Raw genomic sequence first — 20,179 nt, 5'->3', positions numbered from 1 at the left:
GCTCGCCTCAAACCTCCTCGGGTCCCCGGGGACTTCGCAGAGCTGCGTAGCCCAGGTAGTCCGTTCCGGCTCGTTCGGCATAGCGCATGGCTGTTTGAGGGTTCACGCCGAGCGCGTCTGCCAGGACGGCAGGCGGGGCTTCGCGGACCATCTGGATCCAGGCTCTGGAGCGCGTGGCCAAGGCCGGGATCCCGGATCCACGAAGGATCGTCGCGACGCTGTAGACGTGCATCGTCCGTCCCGGCATACGTCCGGGAAACACCAACGGGGAGTCCGGGTTCGCGGCCGTGCTGAGGCCGGGGCGAGAAGCGAGATGAACCCGGATCACGGCGGCTGCCGCCTCCGGAACGTCGATCCAGTCTCTGCCGAGCTTCACCTCCAGCCCGTTCGGGCCTTCACGGAAGTCGTCCATGCGCATCGTCACAACCCTGGCGAGGGGTTGTCCGAAGAGGACGAGCATGATGCCGATGGCCCGGTGGGCTGCCGGCAAGGTCTCATGGAGAAGCAGAGCGCGGAGCGCTTCGACATGCTCCTTCTCGCTCGCGAGAGGGCCGTTGCCATGAGGCCCCCAGGGGACGGCGAGCTGACTGACGAGCCGCTGCTTGATAGCCCAGTAGAGAAAGTTGTTCGCATGTCCGCGCGTGCTGGTGCCGTTACCGAACCAGGCATCGACGTCATGCTGACTGCACTCACCCAAGCTCTTTCCGCGGTCGCCGAGCCATCGCAGGAACTGGATGGCGACGGTCGTGTGCTGCTTGGCACGCAGGAAGGCGTTGGCAGTCACGGGTTGTTGGTCGGAGTCGTCTCGTCGCATACGTCTCATCACGTGCCACCGCGTGTAGCGCTCGATGAGGCGCCGCTGATCAACATCGGTGATCGTGTCGAGCTTCGAGGTGAGCCAGCGGCCGTAGGCGATCAGGTGCTCGTCGCGCCATGGGAGGCAGTTGTGAGCGACGAGCAACCCCCGCAGGTATTCGATCGTTCTGGATCGCGGCAGTGAGTCGAGTGCGTCGTGGCTGAGTTCGATGTCTCCGGCAGCCAGACCGCGTAAGAGTTCTGGCACGCGTCGGTTCATGTGGATCCAGGCCCATCCGCTGTTCGGCCGGGGCATCCCCGTGATCGCCTCCGCGAGCGGCCGCAGCCTCTCGGGTATCTCCCCGTCCGGACCCGCCAGGAGCTTGTTGATCCTGTCCGTGAGCAGGCACCGCCAGCAGACGTTGGAATCGCTGGCCAAATTCTCCTCGCCGCATCGCTTGCAACGCACGTCGAGCGGCACGTCGCAGCAGCGGACGCAGAGGGGACGCGCTTCGGTGTCGAGTCCCGGGAGGATGCCCTCGCAGCCGACCTGCGGTCAGGGCAGATCGTGGGGCGCCTCCTGGCTGCGACCAGCCGATGCCTGCCTGTTCAGGCGCCCCTACCAGCAAGAGGTGAGTCGTCGCACCTGATGCAATTCACAGCACTTTTTTTTAGATAACGAATGTTATTCTTATGGCATGACCGACACTCACGTGCACGCTCCGACTGCCCCTGCGGAGACGGGAACTCAAGCCCTGCTCGACGCCATCGCCACTGTGGCGCGGTTGCCGCTCGCCCGGGCGACGGCCTTGCCGCCCGACGCGTACTGGTCGCCGGAGCTCTACGAACTGGAAGTCGAACGCATCTTCCGCAGGGAGTGGATGTGCGTCGCCCGCGAAGAGCAGATCCCCGAGGCCGGTGACTGGCTCACCGTCGACCTCGTCGGCGAAGCCCTGGTCATCACCCGTGACGAGCAGGGACGGCTGAATGCCCTCTCCAGGGTGTGCCGGCACCGCTCGATGGATCTCCTGAACGACGCCGAATCCCGGTGCGGAACCATCAAACGCCTCGTGTGTCCCTACCACCTGTGGACCTACCGGCTCGACGGGGGACTGGCGGGCGCACCTCTGATGCACGGGGCACAGGGCTTCGACAAGAAAGACGTGTCACTACCGCGGTTCCGGATCGAGACCTGGCACGGCTTCGTCTTCGTCAACCTCGACCCCCAGGCGGAGCCCCTGGCACCGCGCATGGGTGCGGTGGAAGCCGCCCTCGCGCCGCTCGACCTCGGCACATGGCGGCTGGCCGCTTCCCTGCCCTGGGGGCAGCAGCCCGTGAACTGGAAGATCGCCGTGGAGAACGGCTCGGAGGCGTACCACCACATGGGCACGCACCGGGAGACCCTCCAGCCGCTGTGGCCCACGTCGACGATCGTCCCTGACGGGGCGCACGAGGACGACTGGTTCAGCTACCCGATGGTGATCAGCAAGGAAGCCGCGGCGGGCGTCGGCCCCGACGGGCGGCCCATCATGCCGACCCTCTTCCCGGTTCCCGAAGGGGCGACCAGGCTGCAGCGCTCGTCGAGTCTCGTCACCGGCGTCTTCCCCATGTTCTTCTTCTCCGCCTCGCCCGACATGGCCACATGGTTCGATTGGCGCCCCACCGGGCCGGAGAGCCACGAACTCGATGTGCACATTCTGGTGCCGCCAGAGGCGTTCGAACTGGCCGACTTCCAGGACAGACTCGACTTCCTCACCGGGACACTCAACGCCGTACAGGCTGAGGACGCCCACGCCAACAAGGGCGTCATGCGGGGTCTGCGCTCCGCCCGAGCCACCCCCGGACGACTGTCCCACCTCGAACGCCCGCTGTGGCAGTTCCACCGATACGTTGCCGACCGGCTCGGACTGCTCGAATCGCCTTGAACTCCGTACTCAGGCAGGGCGGCGGCGTTGTGCTCTCCCAGTGCTTGCCCGAGGGCTCAGGAGGCGCGAACACCCGCTTGCGGGGTGGCGAGTTGGCTTGGACAGCAACGGAGAACCCACCCGACCTGTCGGGTACGTCACGGGCATGCGTCAGTTTTCCGGCTCCTCGCGACCGATCAGCGTCCGGTCCACCAGCGCGGGCAAGTAGGGCAACGCAAGTACGAACAGCATCGCGACGATGAGCGCGAAGATCATCAGGATCATGCACCCGAATCCGCGCCCGCCGTCGGACGTGGCCGTGCTCGGGTCTTCGTCGGCCACAGGTCCTCCCTGGCGGCACGCTACCCGTGCAGTCGGCGCAGATGGCCGGCAGGGGCGCCGCGAGGCTCAGAGTGACGGCCTGCCGACCAAAAGGCCGTCACGGATGCTGTTCACGGCACCATCCACTCGGCCTGGAGGTTCGGAGATCCGAACGTGGTCCCCGAGGCAGCACCGATTGCAATGTTGTGGAAGACCTCCGGGCTAGTCTCGTGATCATGCTGGCGCTGCTCCACACCTCCCCGGTCCACGTGCCCGTCTTCGACGCCCTGAGGGACACGCACCATCCGTCCCTGGCGATGCGGCACCTCGTGCACGAGAACCTGCTGGCCCGCGCGGCATGCGAAGGGCCGGACGCCGTCCGGCCCGCCGTTTCCGACGTTCTCGCCGGAGCGGTCGCGGACGGCGCGTGTGCCGTGCTGTGCACCTGTTCGACGATCGGCGGCGTCGCGGAGGCGTTGGCGCCCGGGCTCGGTGTGCCCGTGCTCCGGGTCGACCGGCCGATGGCCGCCGAGGCGGCCGGGTACCGACGGATCGTCGTGGTCGCGACGCAGGGCAGCACACTCGAACCGACGGTCGCCCTCATCAGGGACGAGGCCGCAGGCCGCGACCTCGCACTGCGCACGCTGCTCGTCGAGGGCGCATGGGAACGCTTCGAGGCAGGCGACCGTGACGGCTACATCGACGCCGTAGCAGCCGCCGTGGACGACGTGAGCGACGCCGATGTCGTCGTGCTCGCGCAGGCGTCGATGGCGGAGGCAGCCGCCCGCGTCGGCGGGGCGCTGCCCGTGCTCTCCAGCCCGGAGCCGGGCTTCCGGGCGGCAGCGGCTGTCGCCGCGGCGGCTGCCGGCGGCGCCTGAGCACGGCCCGGCTCCTGAGCGGCCCGGCGCCTGAGCACGGCCCGGCTCCTGAGCGATGCCCGGCGCGGCCCGGCGCCTGAGCACGGTCCCTCCGCGCGGCGCGGGCACGGCGGCCGGTGCGATCGCCGCCGCGCCCGGCGAGTGGATCGGGCGAGCTTGGGAACGCGGATCTGGAGACATGGGAACGCACGACTTCGCACCATGGAGGCCCGGCATGACCCACCCGTACCCAGACCCCGCACCGCCGGTGCCCACGCCCGACCCCGGGGCGCCGCCGGACCCGGGTCCGCTGCCCGGTCCGGTGCCGACCCCGAGCCCGCCGCCCGTGCCTTCACCGGACCCGATCCCTCAACCGCCCGGGCCGGGGCCGGAGCCCGTCCCGGCACCTGAACCGGAGCCCCAGCCGGGGCCGGCCGGTCCCTGACGAACGGGTCCGCTCGGACCGGTTCGTCAGGCCGGACCGGTCCGAGCGGAGCGAACGGGCAGATCAGCCCGCCTCCACCTCCGAGCGGTCGCCGCCCCAGAGAGTGTGGAACGACCCCTCCCGGTCGGTACGCCGGTAGGTGTGCGCGCCGAAGAAGTCGCGCTGGCCCTGTGTCAGGGCGGCGGGCAGCCGCTCCGCGCGCAGGGCGTCATAGTAGGCGAGCGCCGCGGAGAAGCCCGGCGTGGGCACGCCCTGACGGGCGGCCGTCGCCACGACCTCGCGCCAGTCGTCCTGCGCCGCGCCCATCTCCTCGGCGAACTGCTTGTCGGCCAGCAGGCTCGGGAGGTCGTGCCGCTCGTCGTACGCCCCGCGGATCCGGTCGAGGAACGCCGCCCGGATGATGCATCCGGCCCGCCAGATCGCGGCCACCGAACCGGCGTCCACGCCCCAGTCGTAGGCATCACTGCCTGCCTGGACCTGGTGGAAGCCCTGCGTGTACGACACGATCTTGGACGCGTACAGCGCCTGCTCAACCTGGTCCGCGAACCGGCCCGCTTCCTGCTCGTCGAGCGGCTTCGGCTGCGGCCCGGGGAGTGCGCGCGAGGCGTCCCGCAGGTCCGCGTGTCCCGACAGTGAGCGCGCGAAGACCGCCTCGGCGATTCCCGAGACCGGCACCCCGAGGTCCAGCGCGATCTGCACCGTCCAGCGACCTGTGCCCTTCTGTTCCGCCTGGTCCATGACGACGTCGACGAACGGCTTGCCCGTCGCCGCGTCCGTATGTGCGAGGACCTCCGCGGTGATCTCGATGAGGTACGAGTCGAGCCGGCCGGTGTTCCAGGTGCGGAAGGTCTCCGCGATCTGCTCGGGGGAGTAGCCCGCTACGGCGCGCAGCAGGTGGTAGGCCTCGGCGATGAGCTGCATGTCGGCGTACTCGATGCCGTTGTGAACCATCTTCACGAAGTGACCCGCACCGTCCGGCCCGACATGGGTGACGCACGGCGTGCCGTCCGGGGCCTTGGCCGCGATCTTCTCCAGCAGCGGGCCGAGGGAGGCGTACGACTCGGCGGAGCCGCCCGGCATGATGCTCGGGCCGTGCAGTGCGCCCTCCTCGCCGCCGGAGATGCCCACGCCCACGAAGTGGATGCCGCGCTCCCGCAGCTCCTTCTCGCGGCGCCGGGTGTCGGCGAAGTGGGCGTTGCCGCCGTCGATGATGACGTCGCCCTCCTCGAGCAGCGGCGCGAACTCCTCGATCACCGCGTCCGTCGCCTCGCCCGCCTTGACCATGATGACCAGGCGGCGCGGGCGTTCCAGCGCCGCGACGAACTCCTCCGCCGACTCGGCGGCGACGAACGTGCCCTCGTGACCGAACTCCTCCACCAGAGCGCGGGTCTTCGCGGCTGTCCGGTTGTGCACGGCCACCGTGAAGCCGTTGCGGGCGAAGTTACGAGCGAGATTGCGGCCCATCACCGCGAGACCCGTGACGCCGATCCGAGCTGTTCCACTCATGCGTGTGCTCCTGGAAGTCTAGGAATATGCCGCCCCTACGAATACGTATGGGCGGAGCAGGCCATTCATCGATCCTCAAGCCGTACGGAAGCTTCCGCACCCGGTCATTCTCCGCCCGCGGGCGCCGTTCGGGCTCGGGCGGGGTACCAAGCGGGCGCGGCCCGGGGCGACCGGAAGGTCCGGCACCCCCGCGACCAGGGACGACAGCACCCCGGAAACGGGCACGAACGGGCACAGCACATGCCGCGAAGAAGCTGGTCGAGCGGCCACGACTGCTTGTACAAACGACACGCGGGCCCGAACGGACGCCGCAGGCCCGGAACAAACAGCGGAAGCACACCAGCACAACCAGGGATGTGTGTCGTGGACACCGAGGAACGCCGACGGGGAATTCTCGATACGGCCCGACGGGACGGGTCGGTCGACGTCAACCGGCTGGCCGCCGACTTCAAGGTGGCCAAGGAGACCATCCGCCGCGACCTCCACACCTTGGAGGAGCACGGACTGGTCCGGCGCACCCACGGTGGTGCCTATCCGGTCGAGAGCGCCGGCTTCGAGACGACGCTCGCCATGCGCACCACCCGGCACGTGCCGCAGAAGTCGAGGATCGCGGCGGCCGCCGCCGATCTGCTCGGCGACGCGGAGACCGTCTTCGTCGACGAGGGCTTCACCCCGCAGCTCGTCGCCGAAGCCCTGCCGCGCGACCGCCAGCTGACCGTGGTCACCGCCTCTCTCGCGGTGGCGACGGTCCTCGCCGACGCCGAGAAGATCGCCGTGCTGCTGCTCGGCGGACGTGTCCGCGGCGGGACCATGGCCACGGTTGACCACTGGGCCACCAAGATGCTCGCCGGCTTCGTCATCGACCTGGCGTACGTCGGCGCGAACGGCATCTCCCGCGAGTACGGCCTGACCACGCCCGATCCGGCGGTCAGCGAGGTGAAGGCCCAGGCCATGCGCAGCGCACGCCGCCGGATCTTCACCGGCGTGCACACCAAGTTCGGCGCGGTGAGTTTCTGCCGATTCGCCGACGTCGCGGACTTCGAGGCCGTCGTCACCGACGCCGGCCTGCCCTCGGCCGAGGCCCAGCGCTATTCGCTGCTGGGACCGCAGGTCATCCGCGTCTGACCCCCAGCCACCAGGACCGACAGCCGTACCCGCCGCGCCCGAGCCCGCCCGGGGCAGGTCCGGCATGCCCGGAGACGGGCTGAACAGAGCCGCTACCACTGATCAGGAGAACACATGCCCCACCAACGACGACGACGTGGGATCCGCGTACGTGTGGGCGCGGGCGCGGCAGCCATGGCCCTTGTCGCGGGATGCGCCGGAGCAGGCGGCACCTCCTTCGGCGGAGGTGACGCGCTCAACGTGCTCATGGTCAACAACCCGCAGATGGTCGAGCTGCAGAAGCTGACGGCACGGCACTTCACGAAGGAGACCGGCATCAAGGTCAACTTCACCGTGCTCCCGGAGAACGACGTGCGCGACAAGATCAGCCAGGACTTCTCCCATCAGGCCGGCCAGTACGACCTCGCCACCATCAGCAACTTCGAGGTCCCGTTCTTCGCGGAGAACGGCTGGCTCCACCCGCTCGACACCTACACCCGCACGGACACGGCCTTCGACCAGGACGACATCCTGAAGCCGGTCGCCCAGTCGCTCACCTACGGCGGAAAGCTCTACGCGGAACCGTTCTACGGTGAGTCGTCCTTCCTGATGTACCGAAAGGACGTCTTCGCCGCCAAGGGCCTGACCATGCCCGCGAGGCCCACCTGGCAGCAGGTGGCCGACCTCGCCGCAAAGACGGACGGCGCCGAGAAGGGGATGAAGGGCATCTGTCTGCGCGGCCTGCCCGGCTGGGGTGAGGTCGTCGCGCCGCTCACCACCGTCGTCAACACCATGGGCGGCACCTGGTTCACCCAGGACTGGGAGGCGCGGCTGGACTCACCCGAGTTCACGAAGGCCACCGAGTTCTACGTCGACCTGGTGCGGAGGCACGGCGAGTCCGGCGCCGCCCAGTCAGGCTACGCCGAGTGCCTCAACAACATGACCCAGGGCAAGACCGCCATGTGGTACGACGCGACCGCCGGCGCCGGATCGCTGGAGGCGGCCGGCTCACCCGTGAAGGGCAGGATCGGCTACGTACCGGCCCCGGTCGAGAAGACCGACAGCTCCGGCTGGCTCTACACCTGGGCATGGGGCATGCAGAAGGCTTCCAAGAAACCCGACAAGGCGTGGAAGTTCATCTCCTGGGCCTCGGGCAAGAAGTACGAGGCCCTGGTGGGCGAGGAGAGCGGCTGGGCAAACGTACCCGCCGGAAAGCGGGCCTCCACCTATGACCGTCCCGAGTACGAGAAGGCCGCCGCGGCGTTCGCGGACGTCACCGAGAAGGCCATCTCCAGCGCCGATCCGCTGAACCCCGGCACCCAGCCGCGCCCCACCGCGGGCATCCAGTTCGTCGGCATCCCCGAGTTCACCGACCTCGGGACCAAGGTCTCCCAGGAGATAAGCGCGGCCATCGCCGGCCGCCAGTCCGTCGCGCAGGCCCTCAAGGCCTCGCAGTCACTGGCCGAGAAGGTCGCCAAGGAGTACCAGTGAGTACATCCCTCAGTAGCCCACCGAACAGCACGCCCCCCGGCCCACGCACGGGCACAGCGACCGCGAGCCGGCCCTCCGAGCCCACGTCGCGCGCAGGCCGAGGCGGTGACCGGATGCGCGCCTGGGCGACCAGAGCGCCGCTGCTGCCCGCGCTCGTGTTCCTGATCGCCGTCACCCAACTGCCGTTCGTGGCGACGCTCGTCATATCCCTCTTCGACTGGAACTCCCTCGACCCGGACGAACGCGCCTTCACCGGGCTCTCCAACTACGGCTCCGTATTCACGGACCCCGCACTGCGCGAGTCGGTCCTCACCACCGTGCTGCTCACCGCGAGCGTCGTGGTCGCGAGCGTGGTCCTCGGACTTCTTTTCGCGCTGCTGCTCGACCGCAGCTTCTTCGGCCGCGGCATGGTGCGCACCCTGCTCATCACACCGTTCCTGCTGGTGCCCGTCTCCGCCGCCCTGCTGTGGAAGCACGCGCTCTACAACCCCGAGTACGGACTGTTCAACGGCGCCCTCAACTGGGCCGCCGGCCTGTTCGGCGTCGAATCACCGGCCCAGCCCGACTGGATCTCACAGATGCCGCTGCTCGCCGTCGAGGCGGCCCTGGTGTGGCAGTGGACACCGTTCATGATGCTGATCCTGCTCGCCGGGCTGCAGAGCCGGCCGGCCGAGATGATCGAGGCCGCGCGGCTGGACGGCGCGGGCACCTGGCAGACCTTCCGCTATCTGACCCTGCCGCACCTGCGCCGCTACCTGGAACTCGGCATCCTGCTCGGCTCGGTGTACATCGTGCAGAACTTCGACGCCGTCTTCACCCTCACCTCGGGCGGCCTCGGCACCGCCAACCTCCCGTACACGATCTACCAGACCTTCTATCAGGCCCACGAGTACGGACTGGCGTCCGCCGCGGGAGTCGTCGTCGTGATCGGCACCATCGTCATCGCGACGTTCGCACTCCGGGCGGTCTCGTCCCTCTTCCGTGAGGAGGCGACCCGCGCATGACCACTGCCTCGCTCCCGCCGCAGCACCAGCTGCCGCCCGCCGCCCGCAAGGCACGGCGCCGCTCCGCGGCCCTCGGGCTGCTGGCCTGGATCACCGGCATCGCCTTCTGCCTGCCGGCCCTGTGGATGGTGCTCACCTCCTTCCACTCGGAGGCGGATGCCGCCACGAACCCTCCGTCGCTCGCCGCCTCCCTCACCCTCGACGGCTACCGGGAGTTCTTCGGCGGCGGGGACGGCCCCACACCGTGGCCTCCCCTCATCAACTCGCTGTCGGCGTCCGTCTTCTCCACGGTCCTCGTGCTGATGCTCGCTCTGCCCGCCGCGTACGCGCTCTCCATCAGGCGGGTGCGCAAGTGGACGGACGTGATGTTCTTCTTCCTGTCCACCAAGATGCTGCCGGTCGTCGCCGGACTGCTTCCCGTCTACCTGTTCGCCAAGAACATCGGGATGCTGGACAACGTCTGGCTCCTCGTCATCCTCTACACCTCGATGAACCTGCCGATCGCGGTGTGGATGATGCAGTCGTTCCTCGCCGACGTCCCCGTCTCCATCATCGAGGCCGCCCAGGTCGACGGCGCACGACTGCCCACCGTGCTCGCCAGGGTCGTGGCCCCCGTCGCCGGCCCCGGCATCGCCGCCACCGCACTGATCTGCTTCATCTTCAGCTGGAACGAACTGCTGTTCGCCCGCGTGCTCACCGGCGTCGTCGCTCAGACCGCCCCGGTCCACCTGACCGGATTCGTCACCAGCCAGGGGCTCTTCCTCGCCCAGCTGTGCGCCGCGTCCGTCGTCGTGTCCCTGCCGGTGCTCGCCGCCGGCTACGCCGCCCAGGACAAACTCGTCCAGGGCCTGTCTCTTGGAGCCGTCAAATGAGGGCAGCGATCGTCGAAGCCCCCGGCAAGGTCACCGTCCAGGTCCTGCCCGACCCCACCCCGGGGCCCAGGGACGTCGTCGTCTCCGTCGCCTCGTGCGGACTGTGCGGTACCGATCTGCACATCCTGCAGGGCGAGTTCGCGCCCACCCTGCCGATCGTCCCCGGCCACGAGTTCGCCGGAGAGGTCGTCGGCATCGGCAAGGACGTCACCGAACTGACCGTGGGCGACCTGGTCGCCGTCGACCCGTCGCTGCACTGCCACGAATGCCGCTACTGCCGCAGCGGCCGCGGCAACCTCTGCGACCGCTGGGCCGCCATCGGCGTCACCGTTCCCGGAGGGGCAGCGGAGTACGCCGTCGCGCCCGTCGCCAACTGCGTGAAGCTGCCGGGCCACATCGACGTCAAGGACGCCGCCCTCATCGAGCCGCTGTCCTGCGCCGTACGCGGCTACGACGTGCTCAGCGGCACCCTGGGCGCCGAAGTCCTCATCTACGGCTCCGGCACGATGGGCCTGATGATGCTGGAGCTCGCCAAGCGCACCGGCGCGGCCGGCGTCGACGTCCTCGACGTGAACTCCGACCGGCTCGCCACCGCCGGGCTCCTCGGCTGCTCCCGCACGGCGGCGTCCGCCGAAGAACTCGACCGCCCCGGCGGCTGGGACGTCGTCATCGACGCGACCGGCAACGCCAAGGCCATCCAGGACGGCCTGGGACGGGTGGCCAAGGGCGGCACGTTCCTGCAGTTCGGGGTCGCCGACTACGCGACCACGGCCGTCATCGAGCCGTACCGCATCTACAACCAGGAGATCACCATCACCGGCTCCATGGCGGTACTGCACAGCTACGAGCGGGCCGCCGCACTGTTCGCGTCCGGCGTGCTCGACCCGTCGATCTTCATCAGCGACCGGCTCCCGCTCGACCAGTACCCGCAGGCCATCGAACACTTCCAGGCGGGCCGGGGCCGCAAGATCGTGGTGGAGCCGTGAGCCGCGACGCAGTACTCGTCCTGGGCGAGGCCCTGATCGACCTCGTACCGGAGCCGGACGATCGGGCGGCGCTCCGCGCGCAGCCCGGCGGAGCACCCGCCAACGTCGCCGTGGGTCTTGCCCGCCTCGGCACACCGGTCGCCTTCGCGGGCACCCTCGGGGGCGATGCCTTCGCGCGGAGCATCGAACACAGGCTCACCGGCGCGGGCGTCGACCTCAGCCTGTGCGGACGCTCGGACCTGCCGACCACCCTCGCTGTCGCCGACGTCCGCCCCGGCGGCACCGCCTACCACTTCCACACCGCGCACACGGCCACGTTCGAACTGCAGGACCGGGCCGGGGACGCGACACGCTTCGGCGCGGTGTACGCCGGTGGCCTCGCGGCCGTCGTCGAACCGGCCGCGTCCGCCGTCGCCGCGACGGCCCGCGCCGCCGCCCGCGACGGGCTGCTCGTCGTCGACCCCAACGTGCGCGAGGACCGCAGCCTGGATGCGCGGCGGAGCCTCGCCGTGCTCCGCGACCTGTGCACGGCCGCGCATGTGGTCAAGGCCAGCGACGAGGACGTGGCCCGGCTGTGGCCGGACCGGGCGCCCGCCGACGCCTGCCGCGAACTGGCCGCAGGCGGACGGCTGGTCGTCATGACACGCGGCGCGCTGGGCAGCACCGCGTACACCTCACGGCACCCGCCGGTCGAGGCTCCCGCCGTACCCGTGGAGGTGGTCAACACCATCGGCGCCGGTGACGCCTTCATGGCCGGTGTCCTCGCGTGGCTCGCCTCCGCGTCCTGGCGTCTCGACCTGTCGCCTGCGGAGACCGGGGCCATGCTGGCCCACGCCTCGCGGGTGGCCGCCACCGTCTGCGCGCAGGCCGGCACGGAGCCGGCCGCGGCGGCCCCGCTCTGACCGGGCCGCCACGGCGGACGCCAGTGCCCCCACCGGCACCGACCGTTGGGGGCACTGTCACCAAGGCTTAATTTTCGGCATGACTTAAGGGGTGATGGAAGCCTGCCGCGGGGCCGGGGTATCTTGCGTGCAGGAAAGGAGCACCATGGCGGAACGCAACAGACGTACAGTGCGTGACCTGCGGCGGGGTAACCGCGCCCGAGTCCTGCAACGACTGTACTTCGACGGCCCGTTGAGCCGCCATGAGCTCGGCCCGGCCACCGGACTGAGCTCGGGCTCCATCAGCAACGTCGTCGCCGAACTCGTCGCCGAAGGCGTCCTCGAGGAGGCCGGCAGCGTCGAATCCGACGGCGGCAGGCCCCGCACGCTCCTGCGCGTCGCCCCGGCGAGCGGTCTGCTCATCGGTGTCGACATCGGCGAGACCCGCGTACGCGTCGAGCTCTTCGACCTCTCGCTCACCGAACTGGCCCGCGCCGAAAGGCTGCTCGCCCAGCACGGCTACGACGTCGACCGCATCGTCGCCCACGTCCGCGACTGCGTCGCCGACGTCCTGCGCGAGGCCGACGCCGACCCCGGCAGGCTCCTCGGCATCGGCGTCGGCGTGCCCGGCCTCATCGAGCGGTCCGCGGCCGCCGGCGGCGCCGTCGTCCACGGCCAGACCATCGGCTGGAGTGGTGTCCCGCTGGAGCGGATGCTGCGCGACACCGTCGAAATCCCGCCGGAAACACCGCTGTTCGTCGACAACGGCGCGAAGACCCTGGGGCAGGCGGAGATGTGGTTCGGCGGCGGGCGCGGCGCGGCCACCGCCGCCGTCGCGCTCATCGGCTCCGGCGTCGGCGCGTGCGTCGTCCACTCCGCCACGCCCGACGAGAACGCCCGCACAAGCGCCCTCGAATGGGGCCACACGACCGTACACGTCCGCGGCCGGCGCTGCCGCTGCGGCTCCCAGGGGTGCCTGGAGGCGTACGCCGGTGCGGAAGCGCTCCGGGAGCGCTGGCGGGAGGCGGGCGGGCCGCCGGCGGCCGACGCGGACGACGAGACGGCGCTGGCGGCGCTGCTGGCGGCGGCGTACCCCACGGGGACGGAAGGGGAGGCAGGCGACCCCGTGGCGCTCTCCCTTCTCGGCGACACGGCCGAGTACCTGGGCGCGGCGGTCGCGGACCTGATCAACCTCTTCCGGCCCGAACGCATCCTGCTCGGCGGGTGGGCGGGCCTGCTGCTCGGCCCGCACCTCCTCCCCGAAGTGCGGCGCTACGCCACCGCGTACGCCCTCCACCATGCCGCGTCGCGCACGACGATCGAGCTGGGCCGGCTCGGAGCGGACGCGGTGACGGTGGGCGCGGCGACGCTTCCCCTCTCCGACTTCCTCACCCGCGGTGGTGCCCGCCCCCCGAAGGTGTGACCCCTGGGGCGCGCCCGTACCCGCAGGGCCTGTCCTCGTGGCAGCGCCTCGCCCCACGGGCCACGCCCGGAAACGGGAATCAGCCACCATTGACCTGAAGCCTTGTCACTGCCCCATGAACGCCCATAAGTTGGCCGATTGCGACAGACCAAGCGCGTTCCAGGGGGAGTTCACCATGGCCGGAACCGGGCGGCACCGCCGATATCAGCCGAGCCGCATCAACCGGGCTTCGCTCACCGTCACCGCCGGCGGCGCCGGCATCGCGCTGCCCCTCGTGGGCGCCGGGTCCGCGCACGCGGCGTCGGTCGACGTGTGGGAGAAGGTCGCGGCCTGCGAGTCGACCGGCAACTGGCGGATCAACACCGGCAACGGCTACTTCGGCGGGCTCCAGTTCAGTCAGTCCACCTGGGAGGCGTACGGCGGCCGACAGTACGCACCACGCGCGGATCTGGCCACCAAGGACCAGCAGATAGCGGTCGCGGAGAAGGTCCTCGACGGTCAGGGCCCGCGCGCATGGCCCACGTGCTCGTCGAAGGCGGGGCTGACCCGTGGCGGGGACCGCCCGGACGTCGAGCCGGCGCGGCACCGGTCGCAGGAAGCCGCGCCGCCCAAACGGCTCACGCAGAGACCGGCCGCGTCCCCGACGACGGTCCCGACGCAGCGCGAGGGCTACACGGTTGCCCAGGGCGACTCGCTTTCCGGGATCGCCGCCGCACAACGCGTCAAAGGCGGCTGGCAGCAGCTGTACGCGCAGAACCGCACCGTGGTGGGAGACGATCCCGATCTGATCTTCCCGGGCCAACGGCTGACCCTGCGGGGCAAGGCCGCCCCGCAGCGCCCGGCTCCGGACCGTCCGGCGGCGAAGCCCAAGCCGCAGCAGACCGCCCCCGAGCCGAAGCCCGAGCCCCAGCAGCAGAAGGCCCCGAACCCGAAGCCCAAGCCGCAGGCCGAACCCGCCGCCGCCCCCAAGCCCGCCCCCCGCGCCGGTTTCAGCGCGCCCGTCGCCGCCGGTCCCTCCACGGCCTACCGCAAGGCCGGTTCCTCGTGGTCGAGCGGCTATCACACAGGCGTGGACTTCCCCGTTCCCACCGGCACTTCGGTGAAGGCGGTCGCCGCCGGCAAGGTCGTCTCGGCCGGCTGGGGCGGTGCGTACGGCTACGAGATCGTCATCCGGCACAGCGACGGCAGGTACAGCCAGTACGCGCACCTGTCCGCGCTCACTGTGCGGTCGGGACAGCAGGTGGGCGCGGGGCAGCGGATCGCCCGTTCAGGATCCACCGGCAACAGCACGGGTCCGCATCTCCACTTCGAGATCCGTACGGGTCCCGGGTACGGCTCGGACATCGACCCCCTCGCCTACCTCAGGGCGCGCGGCGTGTCGATCTGACGGGCGCGCGACGCGTCCGTCCGGCCCGGCCGGCAGGCGGTCGGCCCCGGACGCCGCGCCGTGGCCGAGCCGCTCGACCGTCAGCAGGATCAGACCGCCGGCAGCCACCACACCGCAGCCGAGCGCGAGGACGGTGCCCGCCACGCCGTAACGGAAGTCCTCGCCGAACAGGGTGATGCCCACGACCACCGCCACGACCGGGTTGACGACGGTGACCGTCGCGAGCGGCGCCGCGAGCCCCGCGCCCCGGTACGACGCCTGCGACAGCAGCAGGCCGCCCGCGGCCAGCGCGGCGATGGCCACGAGGCTGGGCCACTGGTCGAGCGGCGATTTCCACAGCCAGTCGACGGCCACCGATTTGGTGAACACGGAACCGAGCCCGAAGGCGATACCCGCCGCTCCGGCCAGCAGCACGCTGCGGGTGATGGGCCGGTGGACGCTCTGGGCGACCAGGAAGACGAGCGCCACCGTGCCCAGGGTCGCCGCGGCCAGCACGCCTCGTTCTGCGTCGCCCAGCGAGCGGGAGTCCGTCTCCCCGGTCAGGGCGAGCAGTCCGGCGAGGCCGACCGTCGCCATGATCGCGCCGCGCCAGGCGGTGGCACCCGCCCCGCGGCGTACGAAGAGCGCGGCCATCGGCAGCGCGAAGACGATGGTCAGGGCTCCCAACGGCTGAACCAGGCTCAGCGGACCGTACGCCAGGGCCACCACGTGCAGCACCGCTCCCACGCCGTTCAGGGCCACGGCGGCCCACCAGTGTGCCTGGTGGAGCGGCGCGTACGGCCGTGAGGGCGTGGCGGTCGCCACGTGTTCCTGCAGGATCGCCCCGGCCGCGTAGGCGACCGCGGAGACCAGTGACAGGGTCACGGACAGCGCGAGGGAACTCATGTGACCACCCTGTCCCTCTTCGGCGTTCACGTCGTCGTCCTTGAGCACGCACTTGGCCGTACTACCGGCGTAGTACGGGTGTAGTCCCCCCGTCCCCCTTCCGGTGGGGGCGCACCCCGGCAGGCGCGCCGGCTGCAACGCCCGGGGAGCCGGTCGGCCGTCGTACGCCGTCCGTACGGCGGCCGGCCCGCCGTCTCTTTCAGCAGGGCCGGCGCCACGCCCCCAGGTCGAGCTTCTTGCGCATGGAGCTGAAGCCGAGTTGCCCGGCCCGACCGCAGAAGCGTTCCAGCGCGAGCGCGTACTCGACGTGGAGAACCGCTTTGCCCGCCTGGACGAACGGGGTGAGCGACGCGCAGTCGCCGTACTGCGCGCACTCCTCGTTCACCGCGAAGTCGAAGTCGTCGACCAGTTCCGGCACTTGGCCGAGGTCGTTCTTGAGCCCGACCGACAGGCCGCGCTCATGGGCCAGCCGCGCGATCATGCGGTTGTAGGCGAGCTGGTGGGCGGCGGTCAGCGCGAAACCGGTGTCGTTGACGTAGCCGTCCAGCAGATCCGGTTCGACGGCGTCGAAGCCCCGCTCACGGCACAGCTCCACGCGCGCGGCCATCAGCGGCCGCAGTACGTCCAGTCGACGGATGTCCAGCCAGCGCTCGCCCGCCCAGCCGTTGGGCTTCCCCAGGACGGACCGCGGGAAGCCGGCGGAGTCGGGGCGGAAGTCCTCCCAGGCCCCCGCGTTGATGTAGCAGATGACTCTGCGGCCTTCGCGATGCAGCCTGCGCACGGTCGCCGCGTCGTTCTCGAAGCCGTCGATGTCGTAGACCGGTACGTCGACGCCGTGGTCGATCGGCCCGTCGAGCTGCCACTGCCAGGCCGTGCCGGGTCGCGGACTCCAGCGCCGTTCCGACTCGCCGCCGTCCGGTGCCGTGCAGGCGGCGAGCAGCAGCAGCGTCAGAGCGGCGGCCACCGCCCGCAGCCGGCTGTTCATGACACGGTGCGCAGTGCGGGAGGCAGCGACGACCACGGGTTGGGCCCATGCCCCGTGACGGCGCAGTGCACCGCGGCCCCGCGCAGCTCGGCCGTACGGGCCGCGAGGCCCGAGAGACCGCTCGGCACGCCGTGCACAAGGTGGCAGAACGCCTCCGGCGGATGCGCCCTGGTCCACGGCGGCGCGGCCGGAACCGTGTGATACGCCTCCCAGCCGCCCTCGAAGGTGACAAGCAGATCGGCGAACGTCGCGTAGCCGGGCGCCGGATGGACGCCCGGATTGAGCGCGAGCGTGGCCCCGCCGTGGGCCCTGGCCGCCCGGGCGAGCCGCCGGTAGTGGCGCACACCGGCCTGGTCGGGGGCGACCTGGTCGAGGAAGAACCCGTCCGTGCCGTACCAGGCCCGGTGCCGCTCGTAGTCGGCCGCCACGTCGCGCGCGGAACGGCGCCCGTAGTCGGTGTCCACGTAACCGAGGACCCGCACGCCTGCCGAGCGCAGCTCCCCGGCCGCCAGGGCGAACGCGGCGTCGGGTGTGCGGCCCGGGCCGTCGGCGGCGTTGAGCACCACGCCGTACAGCACAGGAGCGCGGTCGACGAGCGTCCGCCAGGCGGCAGGGTCGACGGAAGGGTGGACGTACAGGGGGACGAGCAGTTTCATGCCGGGCCGTTCACCGCACGGACGGGGCCGGCGACCGGGTTGGGTTCCGGTGACTGCCACAGGTCGGCGACGGACTGCGCCAGTTCGCGGCGCGGCCGCCAGCCGAGCGAGGCGCGGGCCGCCGAGATGTCGGCCGACTGCCACTGCACGGCGGCGGAACGGGTCGAGCCGTCGCCGGCCTCGTCGAGCCGTCCCGCGAACTCTGCTGTTCGCACCAGAAGAGCGGCCAGTTCCCGTACCCGGGTCGGCCGTCCGCTGCCGATGTTGAGGATCGGCGGCAGCGGACCGTCGGCGCTCGCCGCAGCCGCGACGGCGTCCGCGACGTCCCGCACATCGACGAAGTCGCGGTACGCCGACAGGTCCCCCACCCGAATCGTGCCCTGCTCACCGGCTCGCCGCAGCTCTGCGGCGAGCCGCCCCGGCAGCCCGGACGCCGGGGCGCCGGGGCCGACGGGGTTGAAGACCCGCAACACCACGGAGTCGACGCCGGAAGCGGTGACGGAGACGGTGCCCGCCAGCTTCGTCGCCCCGTAGGGGCCGAGCGGCCGGGTGGCGGCCGACTCGGCGAGGGACTCGCCGTCTGCCGAGGGGCCGTACTCGGCCGCAGACCCGAGATGGACCAGCCGAGCGGCCGGGACGGTGTCCCGCATCGCCTCGGACAGGGCGGCAGGGCCTCGGGCGTTGACGTCCGTCATCTGCACGGCGCTGCCTGCGACCAGCCCCGCGCAATTGACGACCGTGTCGGGCGCCGCACGGCGCAGCGCGTGCGAGAGCAGCTCAGGGCCTGCGGTCAGATCGATTTTCAGGTCCGAAGCGGGAGCCCGGCCGCCGAGCAGCAGCCGCGCGCCCGGCACTTCGCGCAACCGCTCGGCGGTCGCGCTGCCGAGAAATCCGGTGGACCCGAGCAGCAGGATGCGCATGGGCGCTCACGCTCCCTTGAGCAGCAGGCCGCGGTGGGTGGTGAACTCGGCGTTCGCCCGGTCGTAGTCGTCGGGCCGGCCGATGTCCAGCCAATAGCCGTCGAACTCGTAGGCGTGCGGGGGGCGTTCCGCCTTGAGCAGGTCCAGCATCAGTTCGTCGAAGCCGAGCGGCAGTCCCGGCGTGTACCCGGCGAGGGTGTCTCTGCTCAGTCCGTACACGCCCATGGAGACGCGGTAGTCCATGCTCGGTTTCTCCGCGAAGCCGGTGACCCGACCTGCCTCCGTGGTGAGTACGCCGAAGTCGATCGAGACCTTGCGCGCGTAGGTGGCCACGGTCAGTGGCGCGCCGGAGGCGGTGTGCCGGGTCAGCACGTCCCCGTAGTCCAGGTCCGTGAGGATGTCCCCGTTCATCACGAGAAACGTCTCCGGCAGCCGGTCCATCATCGTGAGCAGCGGGCCCATCGTGCCGAGCGGGCTGTCCTCCGTGGAGTAGCCGACGCGCATGCCCCATTGGGAGCCGTTGCCGACGTAGGCGCGGATGATGTGGCCCAGATGCCCGATCGCGATGGTGCAGCTGGTGAAGCCGGCTGCGGCGAGCTGCCGCAGCACGATCTCCAGGATCGCGTGCTGGTCCCCGATGGGCACCAGCGGCTTGGGCAGGGCGGTCGTGTACGGGCGGAGCCGGACACCCTTGCCTCCGGCGAGTATCACTGCGTGCATGGGCTTCCCCTGTCCGTCAGATGTTGTAGATGCCGGTCTTGTAGCGGGCCAGGTTGGCCGGGTTGCGGAAGAAGTCGATGGTGTGACCGAGGCCGTGCTCCAGTCCGTACTCGGGCGCCCAGCCCGTCGCGGCGCGCAGCCGGGAGGCGTCGGCGACCAGGCGCATCACCTCGGAGGCCGCCGGCCTGATGCGCTGCTCGTCCTCCCGCACCTCGAGTTCGACGCCCATCAGCTTGCCGATCATTGAGGTGATGTCGCCGACCGAGATCTCGCCGCCGGTGCCGGCGTTGAAGGTGCGGCCGACGACCGCCTCCGCCGGCGCGGTGCCCACCGCGAAGAAGGCGCGTGCGGTGTCCTTGACGTAGAGGAAGTCGCGGGTGGGCCGTAGGTCCCCGAGGGTGATGGTCCGCTCGCCCGCCGCGACCTGTCCGATGACGGTCGGGATGACCGCCCGCATGGACTGGCGCGGTCCGAACGTGTTGAAGGGCCGCAGCGTCACCACCGGAGTGCCGAAGCTGGCGTGGTAGCTGTCGGCGAGCCGGTCGCCGCCGGCCTTCGACGCCGCGTACGGCGACTGGGTGTTGATCGGGTGGTCCTCGGTGATCGGCACGGTCCGCGCCGTGCCGTACGTCTCGCTGGTGGAGGTGTGTACCAGCCGGGGGATGCCGAGCCGGCGCACCGCCTCGAGGACGTTGAGCGTGCCCGTGACATTCGTGTCGACGTAGCTGTGCGGTGCCTGGTAGGAGTACGGGATCGCGATGAGGGCGGCGAGGTGGTAGACCGCCTCCGCGCCCTCCACGAGCTGCCGGACGGAGCCGGGGTCGCGGACGTCGCCGAGGACGATCTCGACCTGGTCGAGCACGTCGGGGGCGAGGGTCTCCAACCAGCCGTAGGAGGAGAACGAGTTGTACTGCGCCATGGCCCGGACCCGGAAACCCGCGGCGACGAGGGTCTCGGTCAGATGCGAACCGATGAATCCCTCTGCTCCGGTGACGGCGACCAGCGTGTTCGGTGTCACGAAGAAGACTCCTGTGGTG

The 20,179-nt window shown here is 70.7% G+C and carries 19 protein-coding genes; 10 read left to right on the top strand and 9 right to left on the bottom strand.

From position 1 onward, the window contains the following. Positions 1–7: 7 nt before the first annotated feature. Entirely contained in the window at positions 8–1,276 is a 1,269-nt protein-coding gene (locus tag ACIQ7Q_RS22240; RefSeq protein ID WP_403864673.1) for a hypothetical protein, read from the bottom strand. Positions 1,277–1,493: 217 nt separating this feature from the next. Between ACIQ7Q_RS22240 and ACIQ7Q_RS22235 the strand changes: the two genes are divergently transcribed. Then, positions 1,494–2,720, top strand: coding sequence for an aromatic ring-hydroxylating dioxygenase subunit alpha (locus ACIQ7Q_RS22235; protein WP_403864670.1), 1,227 nt, complete (start codon positions 1,494–1,496; stop codon positions 2,718–2,720). 150 nt (positions 2,721–2,870) lie between these two features. Here the strand turns inward: ACIQ7Q_RS22235 and ACIQ7Q_RS22230 are convergent, their stop codons facing one another. After that, positions 2,871–3,041, bottom strand: a complete 171-nt coding sequence (locus ACIQ7Q_RS22230) for a hypothetical protein (protein ID WP_403864667.1) — start codon at positions 3,039–3,041, stop codon at positions 2,871–2,873. 215 nt (positions 3,042–3,256) lie between these two features. On the opposite strand from ACIQ7Q_RS22230, the gene ACIQ7Q_RS22225 reads away from it, so the two are divergent. Further along, the gene (locus tag ACIQ7Q_RS22225) at positions 3,257–3,898 is read left to right on the top strand and encodes an aspartate/glutamate racemase family protein (protein WP_403864664.1); all 642 of its coding nucleotides are present in this window, start codon (positions 3,257–3,259) and stop codon (positions 3,896–3,898) included. A 487-nt stretch (positions 3,899–4,385) separates the two neighbouring features. On the opposite strand, the gene gndA is transcribed toward ACIQ7Q_RS22225, so the two are convergent. Then, positions 4,386–5,828, bottom strand: coding sequence for an NADP-dependent phosphogluconate dehydrogenase (gene gndA / locus ACIQ7Q_RS22220; protein ID WP_403864661.1), 1,443 nt, complete (start codon positions 5,826–5,828; stop codon positions 4,386–4,388). Positions 5,829–6,191: 363 nt separating this feature from the next. On the opposite strand from gndA, the gene ACIQ7Q_RS22215 reads away from it, so the two are divergent. The 8 genes from ACIQ7Q_RS22215 to ACIQ7Q_RS22180 all read left to right on the top strand — a co-directional run bounded on the left by ACIQ7Q_RS22215 (position 6,192) and on the right by ACIQ7Q_RS22180 (position 14,976). Beyond that, a complete protein-coding gene (locus tag ACIQ7Q_RS22215; protein ID WP_403864658.1) occupies positions 6,192–6,953 on the top strand; it encodes a DeoR/GlpR family DNA-binding transcription regulator in 762 nt (253 codons plus the stop codon). A 114-nt stretch (positions 6,954–7,067) separates the two neighbouring features. Next, on the top strand, positions 7,068–8,423 hold the full coding sequence (locus tag ACIQ7Q_RS22210; RefSeq protein WP_403864655.1) for an ABC transporter substrate-binding protein: 1,356 nt from the start codon (positions 7,068–7,070) through the stop codon (positions 8,421–8,423). After that, positions 8,420–9,427, top strand: a complete 1,008-nt coding sequence (locus ACIQ7Q_RS22205; RefSeq protein WP_403864652.1) for a carbohydrate ABC transporter permease — start codon at positions 8,420–8,422, stop codon at positions 9,425–9,427. Before ACIQ7Q_RS22210 ends, ACIQ7Q_RS22205 begins: the two co-directional genes overlap by 4 nt. Next, a complete protein-coding gene (locus ACIQ7Q_RS22200; protein ID WP_403864649.1) occupies positions 9,424–10,299 on the top strand; it encodes a carbohydrate ABC transporter permease in 876 nt (291 codons plus the stop codon). The genes ACIQ7Q_RS22205 and ACIQ7Q_RS22200 overlap by 4 nt, the downstream gene beginning before the upstream one ends. Next, entirely contained in the window at positions 10,296–11,285 is a 990-nt protein-coding gene (locus tag ACIQ7Q_RS22195; RefSeq protein ID WP_403864646.1) for a zinc-dependent alcohol dehydrogenase family protein, read from the top strand. Before ACIQ7Q_RS22200 ends, ACIQ7Q_RS22195 begins: the two co-directional genes overlap by 4 nt. Continuing rightward, on the top strand, positions 11,282–12,187 hold the full coding sequence (locus ACIQ7Q_RS22190; protein ID WP_403864643.1) for a PfkB family carbohydrate kinase: 906 nt from the start codon (positions 11,282–11,284) through the stop codon (positions 12,185–12,187). The genes ACIQ7Q_RS22195 and ACIQ7Q_RS22190 overlap by 4 nt, the downstream gene beginning before the upstream one ends. Positions 12,188–12,332: 145 nt before the next feature. Next, the gene (locus tag ACIQ7Q_RS22185; RefSeq protein WP_403864640.1) at positions 12,333–13,589 is read left to right on the top strand and encodes an ROK family protein; all 1,257 of its coding nucleotides are present in this window, start codon (positions 12,333–12,335) and stop codon (positions 13,587–13,589) included. 175 nt (positions 13,590–13,764) lie between these two features. Next, positions 13,765–14,976, top strand: a complete 1,212-nt coding sequence (locus ACIQ7Q_RS22180; RefSeq protein WP_403864637.1) for a transglycosylase family protein — start codon at positions 13,765–13,767, stop codon at positions 14,974–14,976. Here the strand turns inward: ACIQ7Q_RS22180 and ACIQ7Q_RS22175 are convergent. From ACIQ7Q_RS22175 to ACIQ7Q_RS22150, 6 genes are all read right to left on the bottom strand, one after another. Next, positions 14,857–15,861: a DMT family transporter gene (locus tag ACIQ7Q_RS22175; protein WP_403864634.1), complete on the bottom strand. Its 1,005-nt coding sequence runs from the start codon at positions 15,859–15,861 to the stop codon at positions 14,857–14,859. The genes ACIQ7Q_RS22180 and ACIQ7Q_RS22175 overlap by 120 nt on opposite strands. Before the next feature lie 199 nt (positions 15,862–16,060). Beyond that, positions 16,061–16,846, bottom strand: a complete 786-nt coding sequence (locus tag ACIQ7Q_RS22170) for an endo alpha-1,4 polygalactosaminidase (protein WP_403864631.1) — start codon at positions 16,844–16,846, stop codon at positions 16,061–16,063. Further along, complete coding sequence (locus ACIQ7Q_RS22165) at positions 16,843–17,502, bottom strand: spherulation-specific family 4 protein (RefSeq protein ID WP_403864628.1); 660 nt, start codon at positions 17,500–17,502, stop codon at positions 16,843–16,845. The genes ACIQ7Q_RS22170 and ACIQ7Q_RS22165 overlap by 4 nt, the downstream gene beginning before the upstream one ends. Next, positions 17,499–18,422 (bottom strand): NAD-dependent epimerase/dehydratase family protein, encoded by a 924-nt coding sequence (locus tag ACIQ7Q_RS22160; protein WP_403864625.1) that lies wholly within the window; start codon positions 18,420–18,422, stop codon positions 17,499–17,501. The genes ACIQ7Q_RS22165 and ACIQ7Q_RS22160 overlap by 4 nt, the downstream gene beginning before the upstream one ends. Before the next feature lie 6 nt (positions 18,423–18,428). Then, positions 18,429–19,142 carry an NDP-sugar synthase gene (locus ACIQ7Q_RS22155; RefSeq protein ID WP_403864622.1) on the bottom strand — a complete coding sequence of 238 codons (714 nt, stop codon included), beginning with the start codon at positions 19,140–19,142 and terminating at the stop codon, positions 18,429–18,431. Between the two features lie 16 nt (positions 19,143–19,158). Continuing rightward, positions 19,159–20,160: an SDR family NAD(P)-dependent oxidoreductase gene (locus ACIQ7Q_RS22150; RefSeq protein ID WP_403864619.1), complete on the bottom strand. Its 1,002-nt coding sequence runs from the start codon at positions 20,158–20,160 to the stop codon at positions 19,159–19,161. Between the last annotated feature and the right edge of the window lie 19 nt (positions 20,161–20,179).

Origin of the sequence: Streptomyces sp. NPDC096176 (assembly GCF_044763255.1) — a bacterium.
Lineage (GTDB): Bacteria > Actinomycetota > Actinomycetes > Streptomycetales > Streptomycetaceae > Streptomyces.
Note: the sequence above shows the minus strand (reverse complement) of the source record. Positions and strands in the feature narration are given on the sequence as shown.